Origin of the sequence: Pseudomonas sp. B23(2017), from assembly GCF_002113725.1 — a bacterium.
Taxonomy (GTDB): Bacteria; Pseudomonadota; Gammaproteobacteria; order Pseudomonadales; family Pseudomonadaceae; genus Aquipseudomonas; species Aquipseudomonas putida_Z.
Genome location: NZ_NEJM01000009.1, coordinates 202,714 through 225,937 on the forward strand (window position 1 = coordinate 202,714; position 23,224 = coordinate 225,937).

Annotated in this window: 18 protein-coding genes and 2 pseudogenes; 15 read left to right on the top strand and 5 right to left on the bottom strand. The window is 59.6% G+C overall.

The genetic code is table 11. The features are described from left to right. Positions 1 to 175: 175 nt before the first annotated feature. Positions 176 to 928 carry an SDR family NAD(P)-dependent oxidoreductase gene (locus CAG46_RS16560; RefSeq protein WP_085616347.1) on the bottom strand — a complete coding sequence of 251 codons (753 nt, stop codon included), beginning with the start codon at positions 926 to 928 and terminating at the stop codon, positions 176 to 178. 100 nt (positions 929 to 1,028) lie between these two features. Here CAG46_RS16560 and CAG46_RS16565 point away from each other — a divergent pair, with 100 nt between their 5' ends. The 12 genes from CAG46_RS16565 to CAG46_RS16625 all read left to right on the top strand — a co-directional run bounded on the left by CAG46_RS16565 (position 1,029) and on the right by CAG46_RS16625 (position 17,308). Next, positions 1,029 to 1,988 (top strand): LysR family transcriptional regulator, encoded by a 960-nt coding sequence (locus CAG46_RS16565; RefSeq protein WP_085616350.1) that lies wholly within the window; start codon positions 1,029 to 1,031, stop codon positions 1,986 to 1,988. 645 nt (positions 1,989 to 2,633) lie between these two features. Next, on the top strand, positions 2,634 to 3,203 hold the full coding sequence (locus tag CAG46_RS16575; protein ID WP_085616393.1) for an acyl carrier protein: 570 nt from the start codon (positions 2,634 to 2,636) through the stop codon (positions 3,201 to 3,203). Positions 3,204 to 3,214: 11 nt separating this feature from the next. Continuing rightward, positions 3,215 to 4,489 (top strand): beta-ketoacyl-[acyl-carrier-protein] synthase family protein, encoded by a 1,275-nt coding sequence (locus CAG46_RS16580; RefSeq protein ID WP_085616353.1) that lies wholly within the window; start codon positions 3,215 to 3,217, stop codon positions 4,487 to 4,489. Between the two features lie 157 nt (positions 4,490 to 4,646). Continuing rightward, positions 4,647 to 5,573, top strand: coding sequence for a beta-ketoacyl synthase (locus tag CAG46_RS16585; protein ID WP_178080710.1), 927 nt, complete (start codon positions 4,647 to 4,649; stop codon positions 5,571 to 5,573). Continuing rightward, positions 5,570 to 6,868, top strand: coding sequence for a beta-ketoacyl-[acyl-carrier-protein] synthase family protein (locus CAG46_RS16590; RefSeq protein WP_085616356.1), 1,299 nt, complete (start codon positions 5,570 to 5,572; stop codon positions 6,866 to 6,868). Before CAG46_RS16585 ends, CAG46_RS16590 begins: the two co-directional genes overlap by 4 nt. Beyond that, the gene (locus CAG46_RS16595; RefSeq protein ID WP_085616359.1) at positions 6,865 to 8,070 is read left to right on the top strand and encodes a beta-ketoacyl synthase N-terminal-like domain-containing protein; all 1,206 of its coding nucleotides are present in this window, start codon (positions 6,865 to 6,867) and stop codon (positions 8,068 to 8,070) included. The genes CAG46_RS16590 and CAG46_RS16595 overlap by 4 nt, the downstream gene beginning before the upstream one ends. A 43-nt stretch (positions 8,071 to 8,113) precedes the next feature. Beyond that, on the top strand, positions 8,114 to 10,984 hold the full coding sequence (locus tag CAG46_RS16600) for an aminotransferase class III-fold pyridoxal phosphate-dependent enzyme (RefSeq protein WP_085616362.1): 2,871 nt from the start codon (positions 8,114 to 8,116) through the stop codon (positions 10,982 to 10,984). A gap of 9 nt (positions 10,985 to 10,993) precedes the next feature. Further along, positions 10,994 to 11,731 (top strand): 3-oxoacyl-ACP reductase family protein, encoded by a 738-nt coding sequence (locus tag CAG46_RS16605; RefSeq protein WP_085588309.1) that lies wholly within the window; start codon positions 10,994 to 10,996, stop codon positions 11,729 to 11,731. Further along, positions 11,728 to 12,492: an SDR family NAD(P)-dependent oxidoreductase gene (locus CAG46_RS16610; protein WP_085616365.1), complete on the top strand. Its 765-nt coding sequence runs from the start codon at positions 11,728 to 11,730 to the stop codon at positions 12,490 to 12,492. Before CAG46_RS16605 ends, CAG46_RS16610 begins: the two co-directional genes overlap by 4 nt. Before the next feature lie 2 nt (positions 12,493 to 12,494). After that, complete coding sequence (locus tag CAG46_RS16615; protein ID WP_085616367.1) at positions 12,495 to 13,778, top strand: DUF1302 family protein; 1,284 nt, start codon at positions 12,495 to 12,497, stop codon at positions 13,776 to 13,778. Between the two features lie 50 nt (positions 13,779 to 13,828). After that, positions 13,829 to 14,665, top strand: a complete 837-nt coding sequence (locus CAG46_RS16620; RefSeq protein ID WP_085616369.1) for an outer membrane lipoprotein-sorting protein — start codon at positions 13,829 to 13,831, stop codon at positions 14,663 to 14,665. Between the two features lie 33 nt (positions 14,666 to 14,698). After that, entirely contained in the window at positions 14,699 to 17,308 is a 2,610-nt protein-coding gene (locus CAG46_RS16625; protein WP_085588317.1) for an RND family transporter, read from the top strand. Between the two features lie 69 nt (positions 17,309 to 17,377). Here CAG46_RS16625 and CAG46_RS16630 read toward each other — a convergent pair whose 3' ends face one another. Further along, positions 17,378 to 17,761: a MerR family transcriptional regulator gene (locus tag CAG46_RS16630; RefSeq protein WP_003253954.1), complete on the bottom strand. Its 384-nt coding sequence runs from the start codon at positions 17,759 to 17,761 to the stop codon at positions 17,378 to 17,380. 164 nt (positions 17,762 to 17,925) lie between these two features. Next, entirely contained in the window at positions 17,926 to 18,504 is a 579-nt protein-coding gene (locus tag CAG46_RS16635; RefSeq protein ID WP_085616371.1) for an NAD(P)H-dependent oxidoreductase, read from the bottom strand. A 442-nt stretch (positions 18,505 to 18,946) separates the two neighbouring features. Between CAG46_RS16635 and CAG46_RS16640 the strand changes: the two genes are divergently transcribed. After that, positions 18,947 to 20,392 carry a hypothetical protein gene (locus tag CAG46_RS16640; RefSeq protein WP_085616374.1) on the top strand — a complete coding sequence of 482 codons (1,446 nt, stop codon included), beginning with the start codon at positions 18,947 to 18,949 and terminating at the stop codon, positions 20,390 to 20,392. 190 nt (positions 20,393 to 20,582) lie between these two features. After that, positions 20,583 to 21,221: pseudogene (locus tag CAG46_RS16645) on the top strand (lipoyl synthase); the annotation flags it as partial. Positions 21,222 to 21,236: 15 nt separating this feature from the next. On the opposite strand, the pseudogene CAG46_RS28990 reads toward CAG46_RS16645, so the two are convergent. Both CAG46_RS28990 and CAG46_RS16655 read right to left on the bottom strand, forming a co-directional pair. After that, positions 21,237 to 21,410, bottom strand: a pseudogene (locus CAG46_RS28990) (glutathione-dependent formaldehyde-activating protein); the annotation flags it as partial. A gap of 15 nt (positions 21,411 to 21,425) precedes the next feature. Further along, positions 21,426 to 22,559, bottom strand: a complete 1,134-nt coding sequence (locus tag CAG46_RS16655; protein ID WP_085616377.1) for an aminotransferase class V-fold PLP-dependent enzyme — start codon at positions 22,557 to 22,559, stop codon at positions 21,426 to 21,428. A 362-nt stretch (positions 22,560 to 22,921) separates the two neighbouring features. Between CAG46_RS16655 and CAG46_RS16660 the strand changes: the two genes are divergently transcribed. After that, positions 22,922 to 23,224: aldo/keto reductase (locus CAG46_RS16660; RefSeq protein ID WP_143493451.1), on the top strand; the 303-nt coding region annotated here is incomplete at its 3' end.

A 23,224-nucleotide genomic window follows, 5' to 3' on the forward strand; every position in this document is an offset into this window, starting at 1 on the left:
GTGAGAGCGGAGCGTAGTCGATCACAGTAGATAGGACGTCGTACAACTGAAATTTCAGCAAAGATATTTCTTGATGTTTCGAGTTAAGGGCCAATGTCCATAGAACGGTCGAGACGAAACTGACAGGCTTCCTCAAACAGTGAGGGAAGGCCGCATTTGTCGCGGCCTTTACTCGTTAGACTTGCGCTTGGCCACCGTCGACGAACAGTTCGGCCCCGTTGACGAAGCTGGCGTCGCTGGACGCCAGGAACAGAGCGGCTTTGGCAATCTCTTCAGGCTCGCCGACGCGCCCCAAGGGAATCTGCGATGCCAGGTAGTCCAGCAGGCCTTGCTGCTGAGCTGCGTCCGGTCCGGCGAGGTCTACCAGACCCGGGGTGCGAGTCGCGCCGGGGCTGATGGTGTTGACCCGGATGTTGCGATCTTTAAGGTCAAGGATCCAGTTACGGGCGAAGGCACGCACCGCAGCCTTGGAGGCCGCGTACACGCTGAATGCGGGTGTGCCCGAGCTGGCAGCAGTGGAGCCGGTCAAAATTACCGAAGCGCCTTGGGCCAGAAGCGGCAGCGCTTTTTGAACCGTGAACAGCGTGCCTTTTACGTTACGATCAAAAGTGTCGTAGTAATGTTCTTCAGAAATGTCTCCCAGAGGCAACATCGAGCCACCCCCTGCGTTTGCGAACAACACATCGATTCGCCCGTGCTCTGCGGCCACCTGTTGGTACAGGGCATCAAGTTCGTCCGGCTTGGAAGAATCCACTCGAACCCCGACTGCGCTACCAATCTGTGCGACGGCGTTGTCCAGCTCCGCCTGGCGGCGCCCGGTGATGAATACTCGTGCGCCTTGTTTAGCGAAAAGCTTGGCGGTCGCCAGCCCGATGCCTGAGGTTCCGCCAGTCACGATTGCGATTTTGTTTTCAAGCTTGCCAGTCATGATCATCTCCGGTGTTTGTGATGTTGCGTTGGGAGAAGCGTATCGACGACCGGAAAAAACCAAAATAGAATTGTTGGAAACTCATCGTTGCAGAAATGAAATGAGCAAACTTCCGGATTTTGAAGGGCTGGCGATGTTTGCCAAGGTAGCTGAGGAGGGCTCGTTCGCAGCCGCCGCCAGAGTCATGGGCGTTTCAGTGCCCACTGTGTCCAGGGCGGTAGCACGGCTGGAGGAGCGACTGGGGGGGCGCCTGTTCAACCGCACGTCTCGACAACTTTCATTGACCGAATTTGGCCAGAGCATGGCTGGCAAGGCTGGGGAAATCTACCGACAGGCCGAAGAGGTGGAAGGCGAGGCGATGGAGCTCTCCGTTCGACCTCGCGGCCTGGTTCGCCTCGCGATCCCCATGTCGTTCGGCTTGAGATGGGTCGCGCCCTTGATGCCCCAACTCATTCGGCAGTATCCAGAGCTCTCGGTAGACCTCCATTTGTCCGACGCTTCGGTTGACCTGATCGCGGATGGTTTCGACGCGGCCTTGAGGATCGCTGCATTGCCCGACTCCTCGTTGGTGGCTAGAAAACTGTGTGCCGTGACTCAGTTTCTTGTCGCCTCACCGGCCTACCTCAACCAGCACGGAAGGCCAAAGCACCCCCGAGAGCTTGCAAGTATGCCTTGCCTTAGCTACGCCTACCGCGCTCGGACGCAGGTCTGGAGATTCACGCATACATCTGGAGTAGAAGAGGATGTCGTGCCTACCGGGCCTTTGCGTGTCACTAATTCGGAGGCGATGATCCCAATGCTGCTAGAAGGGATGGCCATCTCTGAACTGCCTGAGTTCATCGCGAGTGAGTATCTGGCGGATGGGCGCCTGGAAAGAATCTTGCCTGAGTGGAGTATGACTCGGGGCGGCTTGTATTTCGTGACACCGTCTGCGCGAACTCGGCCAGTTAAGATCAGAGCTGTTTCCGATTTCTTCTTTGAACACCTGTCCGCGCCGACGTGGCGCTGGACGCCGGGGTATGAGTCATCAGGTGATATTCAGCGAGCAGAGCTGGAGTAAGGTTGGTTCATCTACGGAGAATGACATGGGTAGTCAACTTCCAAAGGCCCTGGCCCATGAGAAACGCCGGAATCAGAAAAATTTCCCCCAAAATACCCTTTGATACTCCAGCAGCCTATGGCTGGTGCTTGCCAGCGCAGTAGCGCTTCTTGCGGGATCAGTATCCGCGCTGCTTCTGTTCTCCCTCGATCACGCGGCCCAATGGCGTGCAACCCACCGCTGGGCCACCTGGCTGTTGCCTCTGACCGGCTTTGCAGTGGGGCTGGTTTATCACTTGATCGGCAAGCCGGTGAACGCAGGCGTAACCTGCTAATCGACGAGATTCACGCCTCGAAGAAAACCGTTCCGCTGCGCATGATGCCTCTGGTGTTTGCGGGCACGGTTATATCCCACTTCTGGAACTATCGTGCTGTTTCAAACAATCGATTTTGTCATTTTACGATCCCTCTCCAAGCACCATTGAGCTGCATAAATCAAAGGTTCCAGGGCGCGTCGGGATTTCTCGCAAAAAGCGATGATGGCACGTTGACTCTCCCCTTAGGGGGAGACTTTAGACTCCCGGCCCTCGATATATCTGGCCTGAAAACAGTTTTTTTGGCCCGGTGCCTTTATTCATTCAATGCGGCTTTTGTAGGGAAACAATCAATGAACAATCCCTTGGAATTGGACAGCGTTATCAGCAGTACACAGGAAATTCTTGCGCAGTTGCTGGTGTTGGACAGGGTCGACGTGGCAGAGCACAGCAGTATCGTTGACGACCTCGGCGCCGACTCGCTGGACATCGTCGACCTGAGCTTCCAGTTGGGCCGTCAGTACGGTTGCACCTTGCCGAAAACCAGCGTGCTGGATCACGCGGTAGCGGTGTTCGGCGACGCCACCCGGTTTGTCGAAAAAGGCCGAATCACGCAGGACGGCGTGGCCTTGCTGGAGCAGAGCCTCGGCGCTTATGCGCCGGGCCAGTTGCACGTGGGCATGCAGCCGGGCGATGTCTTCTCGGCCACCACCGTGCGTAACTGGGCGCAGCAATGCCATAACGTTTTCAACTACCTCCCCGAGGCCTGCCCTGAGTGTGGCGCGGTTCATGCCCAACTCAATGAACGCAAACAAGTGGTGTGTGGCGGTTGCAGTGCTCGCCTGACCCCTCTGGACGGTGACTCGGTCTCGCGTCTGTTGGTTGAGCAGTACGCGGCCACCCAGTTGAAAGCTTCGGCGTAGGGGTTGCCTTGATGCAGGCCCGAGAGGTTCTGGTCACCGGCTATGGCCTGGTGGCTCCCACGGCACTGGATGCGGGCTCGCTGTTCACGACGATCAGCGAAAACCGTTCCTGCATTCGCCGGCACCCGGCGTTTGTCGAACTGGGTTTTGCTAACCCGGCGGCCGGATTTATCGATGAGCAACAATGGCAGGCCATCGCGGCGGCCTTTCCGGGCGATCTGCAGACCACCTCCCGCCAGGAATGGCTGGCGCATTACGTGGCCCGTCAGGCGTTGGCCCATGCCGGGTTGGCCGACGGCGCATTTGCCCGAGTCGCCAGCGGTATTTTCGTCGGGGCCAATAAATACTGCATGAGCGGTGATTTGCGGGACGCTAGCCGTTACATGGACGATCAGGGGCGGGTCGATCTCGACCAGTACCTGGATAACCACACCCTCAGCGGTGGGGCGTTTGCCCGGCGGGTTGATCAGCAAACCCGCCATCTCGCCGAATGGCTGGGTGTACGTGACCATATCTCCACACATTCCGACGCCTGTGCCGCCGGCACCATTGCCATCGGCAGCGCCTATCGAGCGATCGCCCGTGGCGAGATCGACCTGGCGTTGTGTGGCGCGGTGGAGTTGATGGCCCATGAATTGTCCTACTACAGCTTTGATGGGCTGGGCGCACTCTGCCAGCGAGTGGACTTTTCCCCACAAGAACAGAGCCGGCCGTTCATGCCGGACCGCTGCGGTTTTGTGCTGAGTGAAGGGGCGGCGCTGTTGGTGCTTGAATCCCGCGAGCATGCCGAGCGTCGTCAGGCCTGTTCGCTGGGCCGGGTTCTGGGTTACGCGAATCTGTGCGAGGCAGAGAAAATCACCTCCAGCAGCCGCGATGGCAGCAAGTATGCCGCCTGCATGACCGCGGCCCTGGCCGATGCCGAACTGCCCAGTGCGGCTGTGGACCATGTGAATGTTCACGGTACGTCGACACAGGCCAATGACCGTTGCGAGGCCCTGGGCCTGGCGCAGGTCTTCGGCGAAACCCTGGAGCAGATGACGTTCACCGCCAACAAATCTGCCGTAGGGCATTCGTTGGCCGGCAGTGGTGCCATTGAGGCGGTGTTGTCGTTGATGAGCATCCAGTTGGGCGTGGCCTTGCCGACCCTCAATTTTCAGCCGGAAAAATCCGAATTTCCGGAGTTGAAATTCCTTTGCGAACCGTTGCAGCAACCGATCAATGTCGTGCTCTCAAACTCCTTCGGGTTTGGTGGCGTGAACAGTTCGTTGGTGCTGGGCAGGGCATGACATGACCAGATCCAATTCAACCGCTGTTTATATCACCGCTGCGTCGGTACTCAACGCCGCCGGTACAGAATGTGCGTCTCGTGACAGTCAACCTCAGGCCGCGCAACCGTTGGATTTCGACCCGGCACGCCTGGCCCGTTGTGTCACAGCGCCCGCCTTGCCGGCTGGTGTGTACGACCGCAAACTGTCTCGCAGCCTCGAGCCTCAGGGCGCGCGGCTGCTGTATTGCGCCGGCCGTCTCGCCGAGGCCTTGCGTGGGCTGGAACTGCCCGATGAGCGGATCGCATTGACCGCTGCCATTCCGGAAGTGGATGGCCCCAGCTCGTGCTGGGATGCCGTGCAGGCCATTGGCGCACAACCGGCGGATCTGTTGGCGCAATTTTTTGCCCACACACCGCCGCTGCATGCGCTGATGATGCTCAACAGCAGCGTCATGGCCCACGCGGCTGAGGCCTTGCATTGCAAGGGCCCCATGGGCGGTTTTTGCTCCCAGGGCAATGCCGGGCTGGATGCCTTGATGGAGGCCGCCGCCCATCTGAGCGAAGGCCGTGCCGATGCTGCCGTCGTGGTCAGTAGCAGTCCGAACATCACCCCGGCGTTGTACCTGCGTGACGCTACTCACCCGCCTGTGAACCCCGGCCCGTGGGTTTTCGGCGAAGGTGCTGCGGCACTGTTGCTGACGACCAACCCGGGCAGCGGTGCTCGATCTGCGTTGCGCATTGCCGGGTTTGCCCGTGGTTACAGCGCGCAACCCGAGCGTGGGCTGGCGGTTGGTCGCGACGTCATCGAGCGCGCTTTGAGCAACGAAAAACTGTGCCTCAGCGATGTCGGGCAAGTCGTTGCCGATGCACAGGATCCGCAGATTGCCGCGTTGTTTACCCTATCGGGGCACACCCTCGAACACTCCAAGGCGCTGGTAGGTGATCTGGGCGCCAGCGCCTTGCTCAGCGAAATCGCTGTGACCTGGGCACTGGATGGCAGCCGTTACACGCTGTTGCTCGAACATAGCCGAGGCGGGCATTGGGGCGCGGTGCTGCTGGCCAGAACGTCGTCGGACACAGAGACAATGGAGAGTTACCCATGAGCCCCACACGGATCGTGATCACGGGCATGGGCGCCGTCACCGGCTTCGGTTTCGAGTGGCAGTCCATGTGGCAAAGAATGTTGGCCGGCGAGCATTGCATTCGGCCATGGCAACCGGAAGGCGTCGAGGCGGGTGCGTTCCCCGTGCGTTACGCAGCGCCCGTGGATATGCGCTTGATGCCGGCACACTTGAAAGACCATCCGGCCTGGGGATTGTCGCTGGAAAAACGCACCCGCTTTGGTTGGGTCGCGGCAACCCAAGCCATTGCCGACAGCGGCCTGAGCCCCGAACGGTTGCGTGGCGCGGCGGTATTGTCAGCGTCCGGCGCACCTGCTCATCGTTTGCAGGACATGCTGCTCAGCCTGGCGGATGACCCGGCGCAGGCACCGTCCTGGGCTCAATTGATGGCGCGACAGGCGCAGGTCGATCCTGACAGTTCACTGTGTCAGAGCAACGACCGCCTTGCGCGGGTGATTGCCGATGGTATCGGCAGTGAAGGCCCGGTGATCAATATCAGCAGCGCCTGCGCGGGAGCGTCCCAGGCCATCGGCAATGCATTCCAGATGATCCGTCGCGGCGAGGTCGAGCTGGCCATTGCCGGGGGCGCCGATTCGGTGCTGAGCCTGGACACCATGACCGCGCTGTATCTGCTCGGCGCCGCCAGCAGCGAGCAGCGTTGGGGCACCGAACTGTGTCGGCCGTTCGACCGCCATCGCAGTGGCTTGATTGCGGGTGAAGGCGGTGGTTTTGTCGTGCTCGAAACCCTCGAACGGGCGCTCGCCCGAGGGGCAACGCCGTACGCCGAAGTGCTGGGTTTCGGCAGCAGCCTGGATGCCTACAAAATCACCGCGCCCGACCCGCAGGGCCGGGGAGCGGTGCTGGCGATGCAGACGGCCCTGACGGATGCAGGGCTGGAGCCGCAACAGGTCGATCTGATCAATGCCCACGGTACGTCGACACCGCTCAACGATGCCGCCGAAACCCTGGCGATCAAGACCCTGTTCGCCGAGCGCGAACATTATCGGCGGTTGCTGGTGACGGCCAACAAATCCCAGTTCGGCCACCTGATTGCGGCCGCCGGAGCACCGGAGTTCATGCTCACGGCCCTGGCCTGCCGGGATGATCGGGTCACGCCGACCCTGAACCTGCATGATGCCGACGAACAATGCGACCTCGACTACTGCGCCCATCAAGCGGTCAAGCGCAAGGTCGACGTTGCCCTGAGCAACTCCTTCGGTTTCGGCGGGCTCAACACTTCACTGGCGCTGGGCAAGTACCGGGAGGCGCCGCGATGAAACAGGCTGTCGCGATTGCCGGTGCGGGTTGCGTGTTGCCCAGTGGCTGGGGTGTCGAGTCTTTCTGGGCGGCTGCGAACGAAGGGCGCAGCGCAATTACGGCGCTGAACGCCCGACGGTTCAGCAGCGAACGCGTGGTGGCGTTCGGGCAAATTCAGGATCAGGACCACCAACGCAGCCGACAAGACCTTGCGCAAAACCTTCAGCGTTACTGCACGCCGGCAGTGATCTGGGGTGTCAGCGCGGTACGTCAGGCTTTGGAAGAAGCAGGCCTGGCCCATGAGCAGCCGGATGTCCGTTTCGGTTTGTATTGCTGTCAAGGCGGCTACACCCATCCGTCTCTGGAATCCTATGCCGAATTGTTGCTCGGCTGTCGGCAGGACGGCGTCGCCGACATGGCGGCGTTCGCCAGACGGATCCTGCAAGACCGTGCCCAGGACCCTTTTCTGGTGCTCAAAGGCTTGAGCAACTGCTTGCTGGGTGTCACCAGCCTGGCGCTGAAACTGGTGGGTGAGTGCAACGCCTATATGCAAGGTGTCGCCGGCAACCTGGCAGCCTTGCGTGAGGCTACGGCCGCTTTGCAGGATGGCCGGATTGACGCGGCAATCATTGTCGGTGCGGGCAGCGAGCTGGATGCCCTGGCGCTGTCCGGGTTGGTCCAGGCGGGAGTCATCAGCGCCAACGGCTCGAACACTCTGCTGCCGTTTGACCTTCGGGGCACCGGCGGCATTGCCGGGGAGGGCGCGGCAGCATTGGTGCTGCGCCGGCGCGAAGACCTGCCGGCCGGTCCTCAGGCGTGCCTCGCCGACATGACTGCCCATGCCACCCTCGGTCGCTTGAGCCTGCCCGACAGCCCAACCGATCTGTTGGTGTGCAGCGGCACCGGCGATGCGCACAAAGACAGCGTGTTGTGCCAGACGCTGGCCCTTGCGCGCGCCTCGCACATCACCAGCGGGTTGGCGATCAATGGCATTCTCAGCGCGGCGCCGAGCCTGGTGGATCTGATGCTTGCGCGCTGCGCATTGCAGGCCCAAAGCGTGCCGCCGATTGCCGGTTTGCAGCAGCCAGTGGCGAACCTGCCGTTTATTCAGGGCGCGCCACACGCCGCGAGCCTTGCACACTGCCTGGTGCTGAACCGCGACGACAACGGATTCAGCGCCGCCTATCAAGTGCTCTACAGCGCAAAGGTCACTCAAGACTGACGCTGACTACCGCCTATTTTTTACTTTCAGGGATATGACAGTCATGGATTATCGCGATTTCGTTCGGCCCAAATTCGTCGGCCTGCTCCAGGCACTGGGCCTGGAGTGTGAGTTTCAGCGCGCCCTCGGTAGCCAGTTGTTCTACCGCAACCCCAAGGGCGATATGGTCACGGTCACCGACTTTCTCGGCGGTTACGGTGCGGCACTGTTCGGCCACAACGACCCACAGTTTGTCGATCAGCTATGTGGGCTGCTGCGCAGCGACGTGCCGTTCAACGCACAAATGTCGATCCGCGGTGCGGCCGGGCAATTGGGGCGAGAGCTCAGCGACGCCTTCAATCGCGAACTGAAGAACACCGAACGTTATATTTCGACTTTCTCCAACAGTGGCGCGGAAGCGGTGGAAATCGCCGTCAAGCACGCGGAGTTCCGTCGCCAGAAGAACCTGCAAAAGCAGTTTGACGACATCGATTTCACCCTGGCCAACCTGACCGCCAGCGAACGCGCCTACCGCGAGCTGGATGTGTCCGACCTCGACCTGCCTGCAGGTGTCCTGCCGGCCACCCTGAACAGCGTGACCTTGCGCCAGGTGGTTGAAGCCGTTCGCCAACACAACCTGGCGCAGTTGCACATCGAACCGGTATTCGTCGCCCTGCGCGGCAGCTTCCACGGCAAATTGGTCAATACCGTGCAACTCACCTATGGCCGTCAGTACCGCGCGCCGTTTGCCCGTTTTGGTCTGAACGTCGAGTTCATCGACCCACAGCAGCCCCATCAGTTGCAGGAATTGCCGGCCCGGCACACGCACCATTGGTTGAGCCTGCAATGGGACGGCGAACACCTGAACGTGCTTAAACTGCCGTTCAGTGCGATTACCGCCGTGTTGATGGAGCCGATTCAAGGCGAAGGCGGTATCAACGAGTTCGCGGCCGAGTTCTACCTGGGGCTGCGCAAGCTGTGTAACGAGCAACAATGCCCGCTGGTGGTCGATGAAGTGCAGTCGGGTTTTGGTCGCGCCGGGACGTTTCTTGCCAGCAGCCAGTTCAACCTGCAAGGCGACTATTATTGCCTGTCCAAGGCCCTCGGCGGCGGCTTGATGAAAATCGCCGCGACGGTGATCCGCAGCAGCCACTACGAGGGCGAGTTCAGCTACATCCACAGTTCGACCTTCGCCGAGGACGATCCGTCCTGCCATATCGCGCTGTCGGCATTGCGCCGGTTGTTCGCCAATGACGACGCGATGCTCAAAGACATACGCACCAAGGGCGCCTACCTCAAAGCCTCGCTCAATGAACTGAAGATGGCCTATCCGGATGTGATCGCCGATGTGCGTGGGCGCGGCTTGCTGGTGGGTTTGGAATTGCACGACCTGAGTGTCAGCAGCTCGCTGGTACAGGCGTCGGCCCAGTACAACGATGCCTTGGGTTACTTGATCGCCGGTTACCTGTTGCAATTCGAAGCGTTGCGGGTAGCACCTTCGGGCAGCAACTCCAACGTGATTCGCCTGGAGCCGCCAGCCTGTATCACCCTGAACGAAATCGACGGGCTGATCGGTGCCTTGCAACGGGTCTGCGACATGCTGCGCCGTGGCGATGCGTTGCCGTTGGCGGCGGGTATCTGCGCGGACTCGATTCCCGCCGTGCCAGCCCGTCAGGACGATTTTCGGGTGGCCGAGCCCGTTGAAAACATCGATGCCAAGGTCGAAGTCGTCGCTCGGGTAGCGTTCATCAACCACCTGATCGATGCCGATATCCTCGGTGACGTCGATCCCTCGCTGGCAGCCCTGAGCCCGGAACAGAAACGCACGTTCATCAACCGCACCAAGCCTGAACGCCGCGCTGCGCCAGTCGGCCCTGTGATCATTCGGTCGCGCCTCGGCATGGCGGTGGATTTCACCTTGTACCCGCTGTGCATGGATTCGGATGCCATGGCCGAGTACATCCTCAGCGGTGACCTGGACAGCATTCGCGACGAAGTCGGCAGGCGTGTCACCGATGCCCGCGCCGACGGCTGCAGCATCGCCGGCCTCGGGATGTACACCTCGATCGTCACCAACAATTGTCAGGCGCTGAAGATTGCCGACATGGCGCTGACGTCCGGCAATGCCCTGACCATCGGCATGGGGCTCGAAGCCATCGAGCAAGGCTGTGTACAGCAAGGCCTGGCACTGCGCGAGCAAACCGCTGCCGTTGTCGGTGCCGCCGGTAACGTTGCCTCGACCTATGCCTCGGTGCTGTCCGCCACCGTCGATCACCTGATTCTGATTGGCAGCGGTCGTGACGGCTCGGTTCGGCGTCTGGAGAAAACTGCCCAACTGATTTACGCCGACGCGGCCCGTTCGATCCTCAAGGGCACAGCCGAACACGACCGTTTGGCGCAGCGACTGCTGAGCCTTGAGGGTTTTTGTGACTTGTTGCGCTCACATGGACAAAAAGCCGACCTCGGTTTGCACATCGCCCGTCTGGTGGATGAGCGCCTTGGCGCGAACGCTTTCATTACGGTCACCAACGATCTCGACGCCCTCAAGGGCGCACGGGTTGTCCTGTGCGCGGCCAATGCGCCTCAGCCATTCCTCGGCGCCGAACATTTCGCCGAGCGCAGCGTGATTTGCGATATCGCCGTGCCGCTGAACGTTCATCAAGACATGCCGAGCCAACGCGAGGACGTGCTCTACATGCACGGCGGCATCGTCCAGACGCCGTTCGACGACGGCCTGGCGCCCAACGTGCGGGCCTACCTGAAAAAAGGTCAGCTGTATGCGTGCATGGCCGAGTCGGTGTTGATGGGCTTGTCTGGCATGAGCCAGCACGGCTCCTACGGCGATATCAGCCGTGAGCAAGTTCAGCAGGTCCGCGCACTTGCCGCGACCCACGGCTTCACCCTCGCGCAATTCAAAACCCGAAACTCGCTTTAAGGAGCGGTCATGACTCAGAAAATAGCTGTCGTGACCGGCGGCAGTCGCGGCATTGGCAAGTCCGTCGTGCTGGCCCTGGCCGGCGCGGGTTATCAGGTTGCCTTCAGTTATGTCCGTGACGAGGCGTCAGCCGCTGCCTTGCAGGCGCAGGTCGAAGGGCTCGGCCGGGAGTGCCTGGCTGTGCAGTGTGATGTCAAGGATGCGCAGAGCATTCAGGCGTTTTTTGAACGGGTCGAGCAGCGCTTCGAGCGTATCGACTTGTTGGTCAACAACGCCGGTATTACCCGTGACGGTTTGCTCGCCGCGCAATCGTTGAGCGATATCACCGAGGTCATCCAGACCAACCTGGTCGGCACATTGTTGTGCTGTCAGCAGGTGCTGCCCTGCATGATGCGCCAACGCAGCGGGTGCATCGTCAACCTCAGCTCGGTGGCCGCGCAGAAGCCCGGCAAGGGCCAGAGCAACTACGCCGCGGCCAAAGGCGGTGTAGAAGCATTGACGCGCGCACTGGCGGTGGAGTTGGCGCCGCGCAACATCCGGGTCAACGCGGTGGCGCCTGGTATCGTCAGCACCGACATGAGTGAAGCCCTGGTCGGCGCCCATGAGCAGGAAATCCAGTCGCGGCTGTTGATCAAACGGTTCGCCCGGCCTGAAGAAATTGCCGACGCGGTGCTGTATCTGGCTGAGCGCGGCCTGTACGTCACGGGCGAAGTGTTGTCCGTCAACGGCGGATTGAAAATGCTATGAGCCAGGCACGCACGATTGTGATCACCGGCGCGGCCAATGGTATTGGCCGCGCCGTCGCGGAAAGTTTTGCAGCCCAGGCCGAGCACCTTTTGATCTTGCTTGATCGGGATCTGGAAACCTTGCAGAGGTGGGTCACCGAGGGCGAATTTGCCGCTCGCATCGAAACCCATCAAGCGAACATCGCCGATCTCGCCAGCCTGCAACTTCTGTTCAAGGGCCTGGCCAACCGGGTCGGCTTTGTCGATGTGCTGGTCAACAGCGCCGGGGTTTGCGACGAGAACGAGCCCGAAGACCTCGACAACTGGCACAAGGTGATTTCGATCAACCTCAACGGCACCTTTTACGTCACCTCGTTGTGCCTGCCACTGATGGCGGATGGTGGGCGGATCGTCAACATGTCGTCGATCCTCGGCCGAGCGGGCAAGGTCCGCAACACCGCTTACTGCGCCTCCAAGCACGGCATCATCGGCATGACCAAAGCCTTGGCGCTAGACCTGGCGCCCCGGCGAATCACCGTCAATGCCATCCTGCCCGCCTGGATCGACACACCGATGCTGCAAGGCGAACTGGCGGCTCAAGCGCGCATCGCCGGGATCACCCACGAGCAAATCCTGCGCAATGCCAAGAAGAAGTTGCCCCTGCGGCGCTTCATTCAGGGTGACGAAGTGGCGGCCATGGTCCGTTATCTGGCGAGCCCGCAGGCGAGTGGTGTCACGGCGCAAAGCCTGATGATCGACGGCGGTGCCGGGTTGGGAATGTAGCCATGGCTCGACTGGGATTGAACCGCGGCCTTTTGGCCGCGCTGGTCAGCCTCGGCTCGCCAGTGGCGATCGCCGAGTGGTTGCCGGAGCATCATGAAGCGGAGATCGGCGTTGCCACGGCCGTGCGTCTGCACGGTGACGACCAGGTCACGCAAAAGGCTTTGTACCTCAAGTTCAGCCTGGAGGATGCCTGGGACAGCGGCTACTACAAGGCCAAGGGCCGAGCCCGTTACGACTTCCGTTATGACGGCAACAACCCCTATAGCGCGCAAGCCCGGGACGATTACCGGGCCACTGCCGATTGGCGGCACCTTTACTGGGGGCTGTACGTCGGTGACGGCGAGCTGACGGTGGGCTGGCAGCAGGTGGTGTGGGGGCGTGCAGATGAATTACGGGTGCTCGATCAGATCAACCCGCTGGATTATCGCGAGGGTGTGATCGGTCTGTTGGAAGACAGCCGCATCGCCGTGCCGATGATTCGCCTGGTGCAGCCGGTCGCCGAGTGGGAGCTGGAGGCGCTGGTGATCACTGATTTTGTGAAAAACCAGGCGCCGGCCGTCGGCAGCGAGTTCGATGCACCGATCTTTGCCACCCCCGATCCGCAGATGTTTGTGGTCGATTCGCGGCCCGGTTATGACGGTCACAGTGGCTTCGGTTACGGCGCCAGTGCCAACGGCCGGATCGGCACGGTGGATGTCAGTTTCGTTGCCCTCAACGCCCGCCAGCAGGACCCGGTTTACGCCGTCGAAGGCCAGACCGAAGAGGGCCTGATTCGCCTCGAACGGCAATTCCCGCGCTATTCCATGGGCGGCGCCGGTGTGGCCATCGATGCCGGCCACAGCATCGTGGTACGCAGTGAAGTCGCCTACTTCGACAATTGGCGCGTCACCAATCCTTACCGCGCTTACGGCAGCGACCAGACGGCGATGACCAAGTCGCTGCTGGGCGTCGATTACCTGTTGCGGGACTGGCTGATCTCGACGCAGTGGCAACATCAGCGGCTGCTCGACTGGCAGCCCGGCATGATCCAGGACAAACGCGACGACCTGTTCACCGTGTCTGCCGAAGGCTCGCAGTTCCAGGATCGCCTCAAGACCCGTCTGGTTTTCGGCATGTCGCCGCCAGCACAGGACGACAGTTTCGTTCAGGGGATCTTCACCTACAAACCGGTGGACTGGCTCAAGTTGGGGCTCGAAGTCGATGTGTTCTTCGGCAGGCCCGACCGCCAGTTCGGTGCGTACGCCAACCGCGACCAGGTGCGCGTGTCCGCCGGTTATCTGTTCTGACCACACCAGTGCGGTGTGCGAACCACTCAAACAATGAAAAGGAAATCGCGATGTTGCCCATCTTCAAGGCCCTGACTGTAAGCGCACTGCTGCTGAGCGCCGCTGCCGCCATGGCAGCTGAAACACCCACGGCCGACGACATCATTCGCCAGGCCCGGGACCGCGATGACGGCAAGAGCTTCATGTCCCAGGTGTCCCTGATCCTGATCGACAAGCAAGGTAACAGCCGCATCCGCGAGTTCAGCTACCTGCAAAAGGATTACCCGGACAGCGACAAATTCACCATGTATTTCTCCGCGCCGAGTGATGTGCGTGACGTCGCGTTCCACATCGAAAACCCGCGCGAGGCCCTGGGCCTCGAAGACAGCCAATGGATGTATTTGCCGGTCAGCCGACAGACCCGAAGGATTTCCACCACCGACAAACGCGGGGCGTTCATGGGTAGCGACTACTCCTATGCCGACCTCGACAAGATTCGCGCCGAAGACTATCGCCAAACGCTGGTTGGCGAAGAGCAGTTGCAGGGCCGCGATTGCTACGTGATCGAGCGTGAGCCGGCGACGCCTGCCGTGCTGGCCAAGACCGGCTACAACAAGCTCAAGGTCTGGGTTGACAAGAAGAACTCACTGGTACTGCGCCAGGACTTCTTCGATGTAAAAGGTGTGATGTTCAAGCAGATGCGCACCCTGAAGACTGAAACCATCGACCAGATCGACAGCATTACCTTCAGCGAAACCGAGGACTTCATCGCCGGTACGCGCTCTCAGCTGCGCTTCAACCAGTTGCAGTACAACGTCGCACTGGACGACCGCCTGTTCACGCAGACCGCGATCAAGCGTGGGCTGAAAGCCGGCGACTTGCCGGAATACGCCGTGTCTGCCCGCTAAGCGCCGCTCTCGATTCATCTGGAACCCTCATTCATGGAAAGATACCTGAACTTCGTCGAGCGCCATGCGCGGGCAATTGTGTTCGTGCTGGTGGCGATCACCGCCTACTTCACCTACACCCTCGGCGCGCTGATGTCGGACACCAATCCGTATCTGCTCAAGGACACTCACCCGGCGCGCAAGACGATCATTGATTTGCAGCGCGAGTTCACCGGCACATATGACTCGGTCATGGTGGCGCTGAGCAACCCCGAGAGTGTCTTCAACACCACGTCGCTGAACGCCCAGTTCGAGTTGTCCCAGGCCATACGCCGGCTGATGCTGGCGAATGATGAGGACCGTGTCGAACTGCAGCGCATCGTTGGCCTCCACAGTGGCGATCCCGATGCCCAGGCCTTGCTGGTGCAGATCCTCGCCGAAGGCTTTTCACAGAACGATTACGCTGCCGCCAAAGCGCTGCGCGACCATGGGATTGCCCGGCACTGGGACAGCCACGACCTGCAGTTCCTGAGCTTTCTTGCCGAGCGGCTCAACCCGATCCAGGAAATGGCCTCGATGGCTGACCTGGAAAACATCAGCTTGAGTGCCGATGGCGAGTTGTGGATCCACAAGACCCTGCACGCCCTGGATATGGACCCGAGCAAGGTCGAAGCGCAGATCATGGGCAACGAGCAGATGGTCGGTGGCGTCGTCTCGGCGGACAAGAAAGTCGCCATGGTCGTCGCCGAACTGGGCACCAAGCAGGACGACGCTCAGGCCCAGTTGCGTGCCTATCACCAGGTCCGCGAGATCATCGCGAAGTACCAGGCCGCTCACCCGGAGTTCACCGATGAGGTGTTCATCGCCGGCATGCCGATCTTCATTGCGGCCCAGCAGGAAATCATCGATCACGACCTGGCGATGCTGTTCCCGATCGTGTTCCTGTTGGTGACCTCTCTGCTGGTTTTCTTCTTTCGCAAACCACTTGGCGTGGTGCTGCCGCTGTTCAATATCCTGTTCTGCACCATCTGGACTCTTGGCCTGATGGCGCTGCTGCGTGTGCCGATGGACTTGCTCACCAGTGTCTTGCCGGTGTTCCTGTTCACCATCTGTTGTGCCGATGCGATCCACGTCATGGCCGAGTATTACGAACAGCTCAATTCGGGCAAGTCTTTCCGCGAAGCCAACCGTGAAACCCAGCGCCTGATGGTCACGCCCGTAGTTCTGACAACGGTCACGACTATTGCGACGTTCTTGATTTCCACCACCAACAACATTGTCAGCATCCGCAACTTTGGCGTGTTCATGTCCATTGGCCTGACGGCGGCGCTGATCATCTCGTTGCTACTGATTCCGGCGTGGATTTCGATCTGGGGCAAAGATGCCGTCCCGCGCAAAGTGCAACTCAAAGAGTCGCTGATCTCCCACTATCTGGTGGTGTTCTGTGCCTGGCTGATTCGCTGGCGCAAGCCGGTATTGCTGGTGACCCTGCCGTTGTTGGCGATGATGACGGTGTTCACGTTCAAGGTGGATATCGAAGACTCGGGCATTGCCTACTTCAAGAAGGACAGCCCGGTGCGGATGTCTGACGAGTTCATCAACCGGGCCGGGGTCGCGGGTACGTCGCCGGGCTGGATCGCTTTCGACACCAAGACTCCGCGTGGCGCGCTGACCACTGAAACCGTGCAGTTCCTCGAACGTCTGGACCAGTTCATCAGGGCCCAGCCGAACGTGAGTTACACCTATTCGGTGGCGACCTACATCAAGCGCATGAACCTCGTGCTCAACGACATGAACCCTGCTTTCCTGCGGGTGCCGCAGGCGGTGGAGCAGGTGACGGTGGTCGATGATGACGGGAAACCGGAGACCTTCGAAGTCGATGGCAACTCGCTCATCGAGCAACACATCATGATGTTCGAGAACGGTGGCGGCACTGACTTGCAGAACGTGCTCAATGCCGATTACTCGAAGGCGGTGACGCTGTTCACCATGACCTCCTCTGTGGCGGGCGATTACCAGGCGATGCTCGATAAACTGGACGCCTGGCTGGCGATCAACAAACCGGCCAACCTGCAAGTCACCCATGCCGGTACGCCGTACATATGGACCGGGGTGTTGCAGGAAATCACCCAGGGTCAGGTGCTGAGCTTCTCGCTGGCGTTGCTGGCCGTGACCTTGATGATGATGTTCTGGCTCAAGTCAGTACGCCTGGGCATCCTCGGCATGCTGACGTTGCTGACCACGTCGGTGACGGTGTACGGCAGCATGTACCTGTTGGATATCGAGTTGAACATCGGTACCACACTGGTGACGTTCCTGGTTGTGGGCGTCGTGGATTACGCCGTTCACCTGCTGTCACGGATCAAGATGCTGGTGCAGAAGGGCATCGAGGTCGACGAGGCCATCCTGGCGGCCATGCAGGGCGTCGGGCGCTCGACGGTGGTCAATGTCGTGATCTTCTCGATGGGCTTTGTCGCGCTGCTGTTCTCCGCCTACAAACCCGTCATTGACCTGGGGGTACTGGTGATACTGGCGCTGTCATCCAGTGGCTTCATGACCATTTTGTTGGTCACGCTGATTTCGCCGTGGTTCTTTGCCTCGATTGTGCCGCAACCAGCAGTGCAAGAGGGCGAGCAGCCGCGGGGTGAGGCTGTGCCAGGCTAAATCGCCGGGGCGCCTGCGTGTTGAAAACGGCACGGGGCGCCATGGCCGTTCAGGGGCGGCGGTGCGGATTCAGCGGGCTTTTTCCAGGTGTTCGAACTGGCATTGCATCTGAGCATCTTTGAGGCTCAGCTCAAACTCTACCAAGCCGTCATGCACTTGCTGCAAGGCCTGGATCTGCCCCATCAATTCCTGCTTTTTGTTATCGATGGCCTGCATGGCCAGATCCCAGGGCAGCTCCTGGCCGCGATGATCCTGCAGAATGGCCTGCATTTCCTTGAGCTTGAAACCGAGTTGCTGAGCGCATTTGATGAAGGTCAGCAGCTCTACGCTTTGCTGGCTGTAGATGCGGTACTTGCCTTCGCGTTGCGGGGGGGGCAAGAGGCCGATTTCTTCGTAATGTCGAATGCTTTTGACGGTGGTGCCCGACAGCTGGGCGGCTTTGCCGATGTACATGAAAATCCCTTTTTGACGCATCAGAAGCGAAAAGATGTCGCGCGCTCGCGCAGGCGCGCGACATCTTTGCACAAGCGTCAGGGGGTTGGAAGCCAAGTTGGACAAGGTGTCGCAGCAGGGAGGCTCGGCTGGGCAGCGCAGGGGCACGATACGACCGGGGCCGATCAGCGGCTGGCGACTGCCTGGACTTGTTTGAGCCAGGCTTCACGCTGTTCCGGCCTGGAGCCCAATACCGGACCGAAGGTCAGGGTTTTCAGGGGTTTTATGCCGCAGAACTCCAGGGTGGTCTTGCGCATTTGGTGCAGGCCCGGCATGCGATACACCCACCGGTAGTACCACGGCGGCGTGTCCATGGTCACCAGAAGGTGAGCTGTGCGGCCCTTGAGCAGCTTATCCGGGAAGGGCGAGCCCTTGCGGTACTTGAAGGCAAAACCGGGCAAAAACACGCGGTCGAAGAACCCCTTGAGCAGCGCCGGAATGCCGCCCCACCAGATCGGGTACACCAATGTCAGGTGTTCGGCCCAGGTAATGTCGTTCTGTGCGTTGATCAAATCGGGCTCAAGCAACTGGACCTGGTTATAGCCATCGTGCAAGACCGGATCGAAATCCAGGGTGTCCAGGCGCAGCAGGCGCACCTCATGGCCTGCTTGCGTGGCGGCCTCGACATAACGTTCGGACACAGCGCCGCAAAAGCTGTCGTTCGAAGGGTGGCCGAGGATTACGAGCATGCGTTTGCTCTTCATGACAAACTCCAGGTAATGAAGTGCCAAGGGTAAAGTCTGCCCCTTACGGTAGAGTCAAGCGTTGCCGGTTAGCGGTAGAGACAAACAGTCCAGCAGCGAACGGGTGTAGCCCGGCAAACTGTCGAATGAGTGGGCGCAGGAACGTAATGTGTCAGGATCCCCGAAGAACATTTGGACAGGGCTGTGTCCGTTTGGGAATGCTTTCACGAACGGCTGCTATCGACCCATTGCGGCCGTTCAGCTCAGGCAGACCACTGCCAGAGCCGGACACTCACGGGCTCTAATCTCCAATACTGTGCTGTCTACGACCCATCGCGGCCGTTCGCCGAGGTCGGCTTACGGCCACGAGCGGCCACTCACCGAACCTTCTCATCTGCTCAAATGTTATTCTCATCAGGCTACGCGCAAGCCATCTAAACGTCCCATATTTGTTAGGTGCAAAATGGCAAAAGCAATACTGACTGTTGGTTTCGAATTAGCTTCGAATGATACTCATTACGAGGGGTTTCGTTCAAAAATATCTCTCTTGGACTGGGATATCATACTATTCCGCCCTTCTATTGATAATTTTTGGGGTCACTACGTTGATTTCTATCAAGGCAAGCCTAGCTTGGATGACTCTGCGTCGTTTCAACTCAAAGAGTGCTGCGAGCACTGGCGCAGGGAGATCAAGCAAGCAGTCGAGGCTGGTAAAACCGTCATTGTTTTTCTTCCGCCAGTGGAAGAGGTATACATCGCCACAGGCGAGCGGCAGTACTCGGGAACAGGTCGCAATCAGAAAACAACACGTATTGTTACTCAGTGCACTAACTATGCATCCCTGCCGCTAAGTCTGAAGCCAGTCAATACAAGCGGAAGCGCCATGAAGCTGGCGCCGCTTGGAGCGGAGATTTTAGCTCCTTATTGGGCAGAATTTGCGGATGTATCTGAATACAAGGTTTTGCTTCCTGCCGATACATCAAACGTCTGCATCACTACCAAAAATGGCGATAAGCCTGTGGCGGCCCTGAATCGCAGCAAAACTTCGACAGGATCCCTCATCTTGCTGCCTGATATCGATTTCTATCCAGCAGCTTTTATCAAGCAAAAGGCGAAGGAGGAAGTCTGGACTCCAAGTGCGGAACAGTTCGCCGGGCGGTTTATCGGCGCCGTAGTTGCGCTGGATAAGGCTTTACGCACCACCGCGGACGTCACTCCAGAGCCCGGATGGGCTTCAAACGCCTCGTACATTCTAACCGCTGAGCGAATCTTGCAGTCTGAACTACTTGAGGCTGAGCGCCGGGTTGAGGAGGCGCAACGTATTAAGGAGTTAGCAAAAGAAAAACTTTCCAGTGCCGGGAAGCTGCGTTCACTACTTTATGAAAAGGGCAAAGCCCTTGAGTACGCAATAGTAGATGCTCTCAACGCTATAGGATTCGAAGCTTCTCAGTACAAGGATACTGAGTCTGAATTCGACGTTGTTTTCCAGTGCCCCGAAGGCCGGCTGTTAGGAGAAGCCGAAGGTAAAGACAGCAAAGCCATCAACGTCGATAAACTGCGGCAGCTTGCTATGAACATTCATGAGGATCTTCAGCGGGAAGATATACAGAAGCCGGCTAAAGGCGTCCTATTCGGAAACGGATTTCGACTAACCATGCCTGAAGAACGAGAAACGCAGTTTACCGAAAAATGCATATCGGCTGCTCAATCATCTTCTACGGCATTGGTGCCGACCACCGAGCTTTTCAAAGCAGTACAGTATCTAGTAGAGCAGCCAGATGAGGACTACTCAGCAGCATGCCGTCAAGCGATATTAATTGGTGTGGGTCTCGTTGCGCTCCCCACGGCTCCAACTCAGGTGTCAGGTGCACCCGAGTCTGAGTCCGAACCTGAGGTGGATAACGCGTAAAATCGGCTGCGCACTCGTTACCCACTAGGTGGTTTTTGGTTAAAGGGCTCTCGACAACATTGAAGCCTAATAATGGATCACTTAAGCCTATCCCTGATGCTACAGCACTTATAGAAAGGCAGTCCGAAATCGACCCAGAACTAACGACTCTCACCGTCAGCTTTGGGTCGAAAGCGTTCGGTCGCGATCAGGGCCCAAACCACTGGATGCCGATGAGCCGACGAACCTTGCCATCGCCATTGCCGACCTTGGCCTGAAGTATGTGGTGATCACCTCGGTGGACCGTGACGACCTGCGCGATGGCGGTGCCCGCCACTTCGCCGATTGCCTGCGCGAGATCCGCAGGCTGTCGCCGGGTATTCAGCTGGAAACCCTGGTGCCGGATTACCGTGGCCGTATGGACGTTGCTCTGGACATCACTGCGCAAGAGCCGCCAGACGTGTTCAACCACAACCTGGAGACCGTGCCGCGCCTGTACCGGGCGGCACGGCCGGGCTCGGACTTCGAGTGGTCGCTGGACCTGCTGGAGCGCTTCAAGCAACGCCTGCCGGCGGTACCGACAAAGTCCGGCCTGATGCTCGGCCTGGGCGAGACCGATGCCGAGGTGATCGAGGTGATGCAGCGCATGCGTGAGCATCAGGTTGACATGCTGACCCTGGGGCAGTATCTGCAACCGTCTCGCAGCCACCTGCCGGTGCAGCGCTTCGTGCATCCTGACACCTTCGCCATGCTTGCCGAGCAGGCCTTGGCGATGGGGTTCAGAAACGTGGCCTCCGGGCCGCTGGTGCGCTCGTCTTACCACGCTGACCGGCAACTGCAAGCAGTTTAAGGGTTCAGATCAGCATCATTCGCGGTAAGTGCCTTTTTGCTTGGCGGCGTGAACCGCGAGTGCATCCATGAGTGGGGGCGACAAGCAGTCGCAAGGTTCCAGGCCAAGTTCACGCAGACGCTCGCGAATCGCCGCCATCTGTGCCGGTGGCGTGCCGCTTTCGATCACCGAGGACACGAAAGCGGCAAATGCCAGGATGAGGCCTCAGTTCACCATCACTTCGTCCAGTGCCTGCTCAAGGGTGCTGACCGTGCGCTCGATATCGTGCAGTTTTTCGAGCCCGAACAGACCGATGCGGAAGGTCTGGAAGTCGGCCGGCTCGTCACATTGCAACGGCACTCCGGCGGCTATCTGCAGGCCGTGCTCGACAAATTTCTTACCGCTCTTGATATCGGCATCATCGGTGTAGCTCACCACTACGCCCGGGGCCTGAAAGCCGGCGGCGGCCACGCTCTTGATGCCTTTGCCGGTCAACATGGCGCGCACCCGATCGCCCAGAGCCTGCTGTTCGCCGCGGACCTTGTCGAAACCGTAGGCTCGCATCTCGTTGATTACTTTGTTAAATCGCGCGAGAGAGTCGCTGGGCATGGTCGCATGGTAGGCATGCCCGCCCTGTTCGTAGGCCTGCATGATCTGCAGCCACTTTTTCAGGTCGCAGGCGAAACTGCTGCTTTGCGTCTGCTCGATGGGCTCCAGGGCCAAAGCACTGAGCATCACCAGGGCGCAGCAAGGGGAGGCGCTCCAGCCTTTCTGTGGAGCGCTGATCAGCAGGTCGACTGCGCACTTTTGCATATCAACCCAGATCGTGCCTGAGGCGATGCAGTCGAGCACGAACAGGCCGCCCACCGCATGCACAGCGTCGCCTACGGCCCGCAGGTAATCGTCGGGCAGGATAATCCCGGATGAGGTTTCAACGTGGGGGGCGAAGACGATCTGCGGCTTGTGCGCCTTTATCGCCGCCAGCACTTCGTCCAGAGGGGGCGGAGCGTAGGCAGCCTGGCGACTGGTGTCGACTGGTCGGGCTTTCAGCACCGTGGTGGCCGCCGGGATGTTGCCCATCTCAAGGATCTGGCTCCAGCGATAACTGAACCAGCCGTTGCGTATCACCAGGCATTGCTGACCGGTGGCAAACTGGCGCGCTACCGATTCCATGCCGAATGTACCGCTGCCGGGCACTACCGCAACAGCCTGGGCGTTATAGACCTGTTTCAGGGTCCTGGAAATGTTCTTCATCACGCCTTGAAACGTCTGCGACATGTGATTGAGCGAGCGGTCGCTGTACACCACCGAGTACTCGACCAGCCCCTCAGGATCAATGCTGGGATAAAGCTTCGACATGGGTGACTCCTTTGGCAGGGATGTCATTGGTATCGACCCTGTCCTTAGCCTTGTCAAATGCCAAGATTGACCGGGACTGATGAAATCCATGTGATACCGCGGCGCCTGCTTCGCGGCTGAAGCCGCTCCCACAGGGGGGCGTGGCGTTCTTGCCGGTCACGCGTGAAATCCCATGCACCAGTGCTCCGCTGGATCTGCTCTACCTCGTGATCTATCTCCTGATAGACCGGGCAATCGTTTAGAAGTAATTGCTTAAAAGGTCTCAAGTCGTTCGAAATATGACTTGGACGGTCTTGGTGAGTGAGGCATAGGATTGCAGCCACTGGAGTTCACAACCGACTCCCCTCACCAGGAAAACGCACATGAACCTCAAATCCCTTATCGCCAACCCACTGGGCTTCGGTACCGCACCGCTGGGCAACATGTTCCGCAACGTGCCTGAAGACGAAGTACAAGCTACCGTCGATGCCGCCTGGAACAACGGCGTGCGCTACTTCGACAGCGCCCCGTTCTACGGTGCCGGCCTCTCCGAAAGCCGCCTGGGCAACGCCCTGGTCGGCCGCCCACGTGACGAGTACGTGCTCAGCACCAAGGTCGGCCGCATCATCCTCGACGAACTGGAAGACCCGGCAGCCCGTGAACTGGGCGAAAAAAGCGGCCTGTTC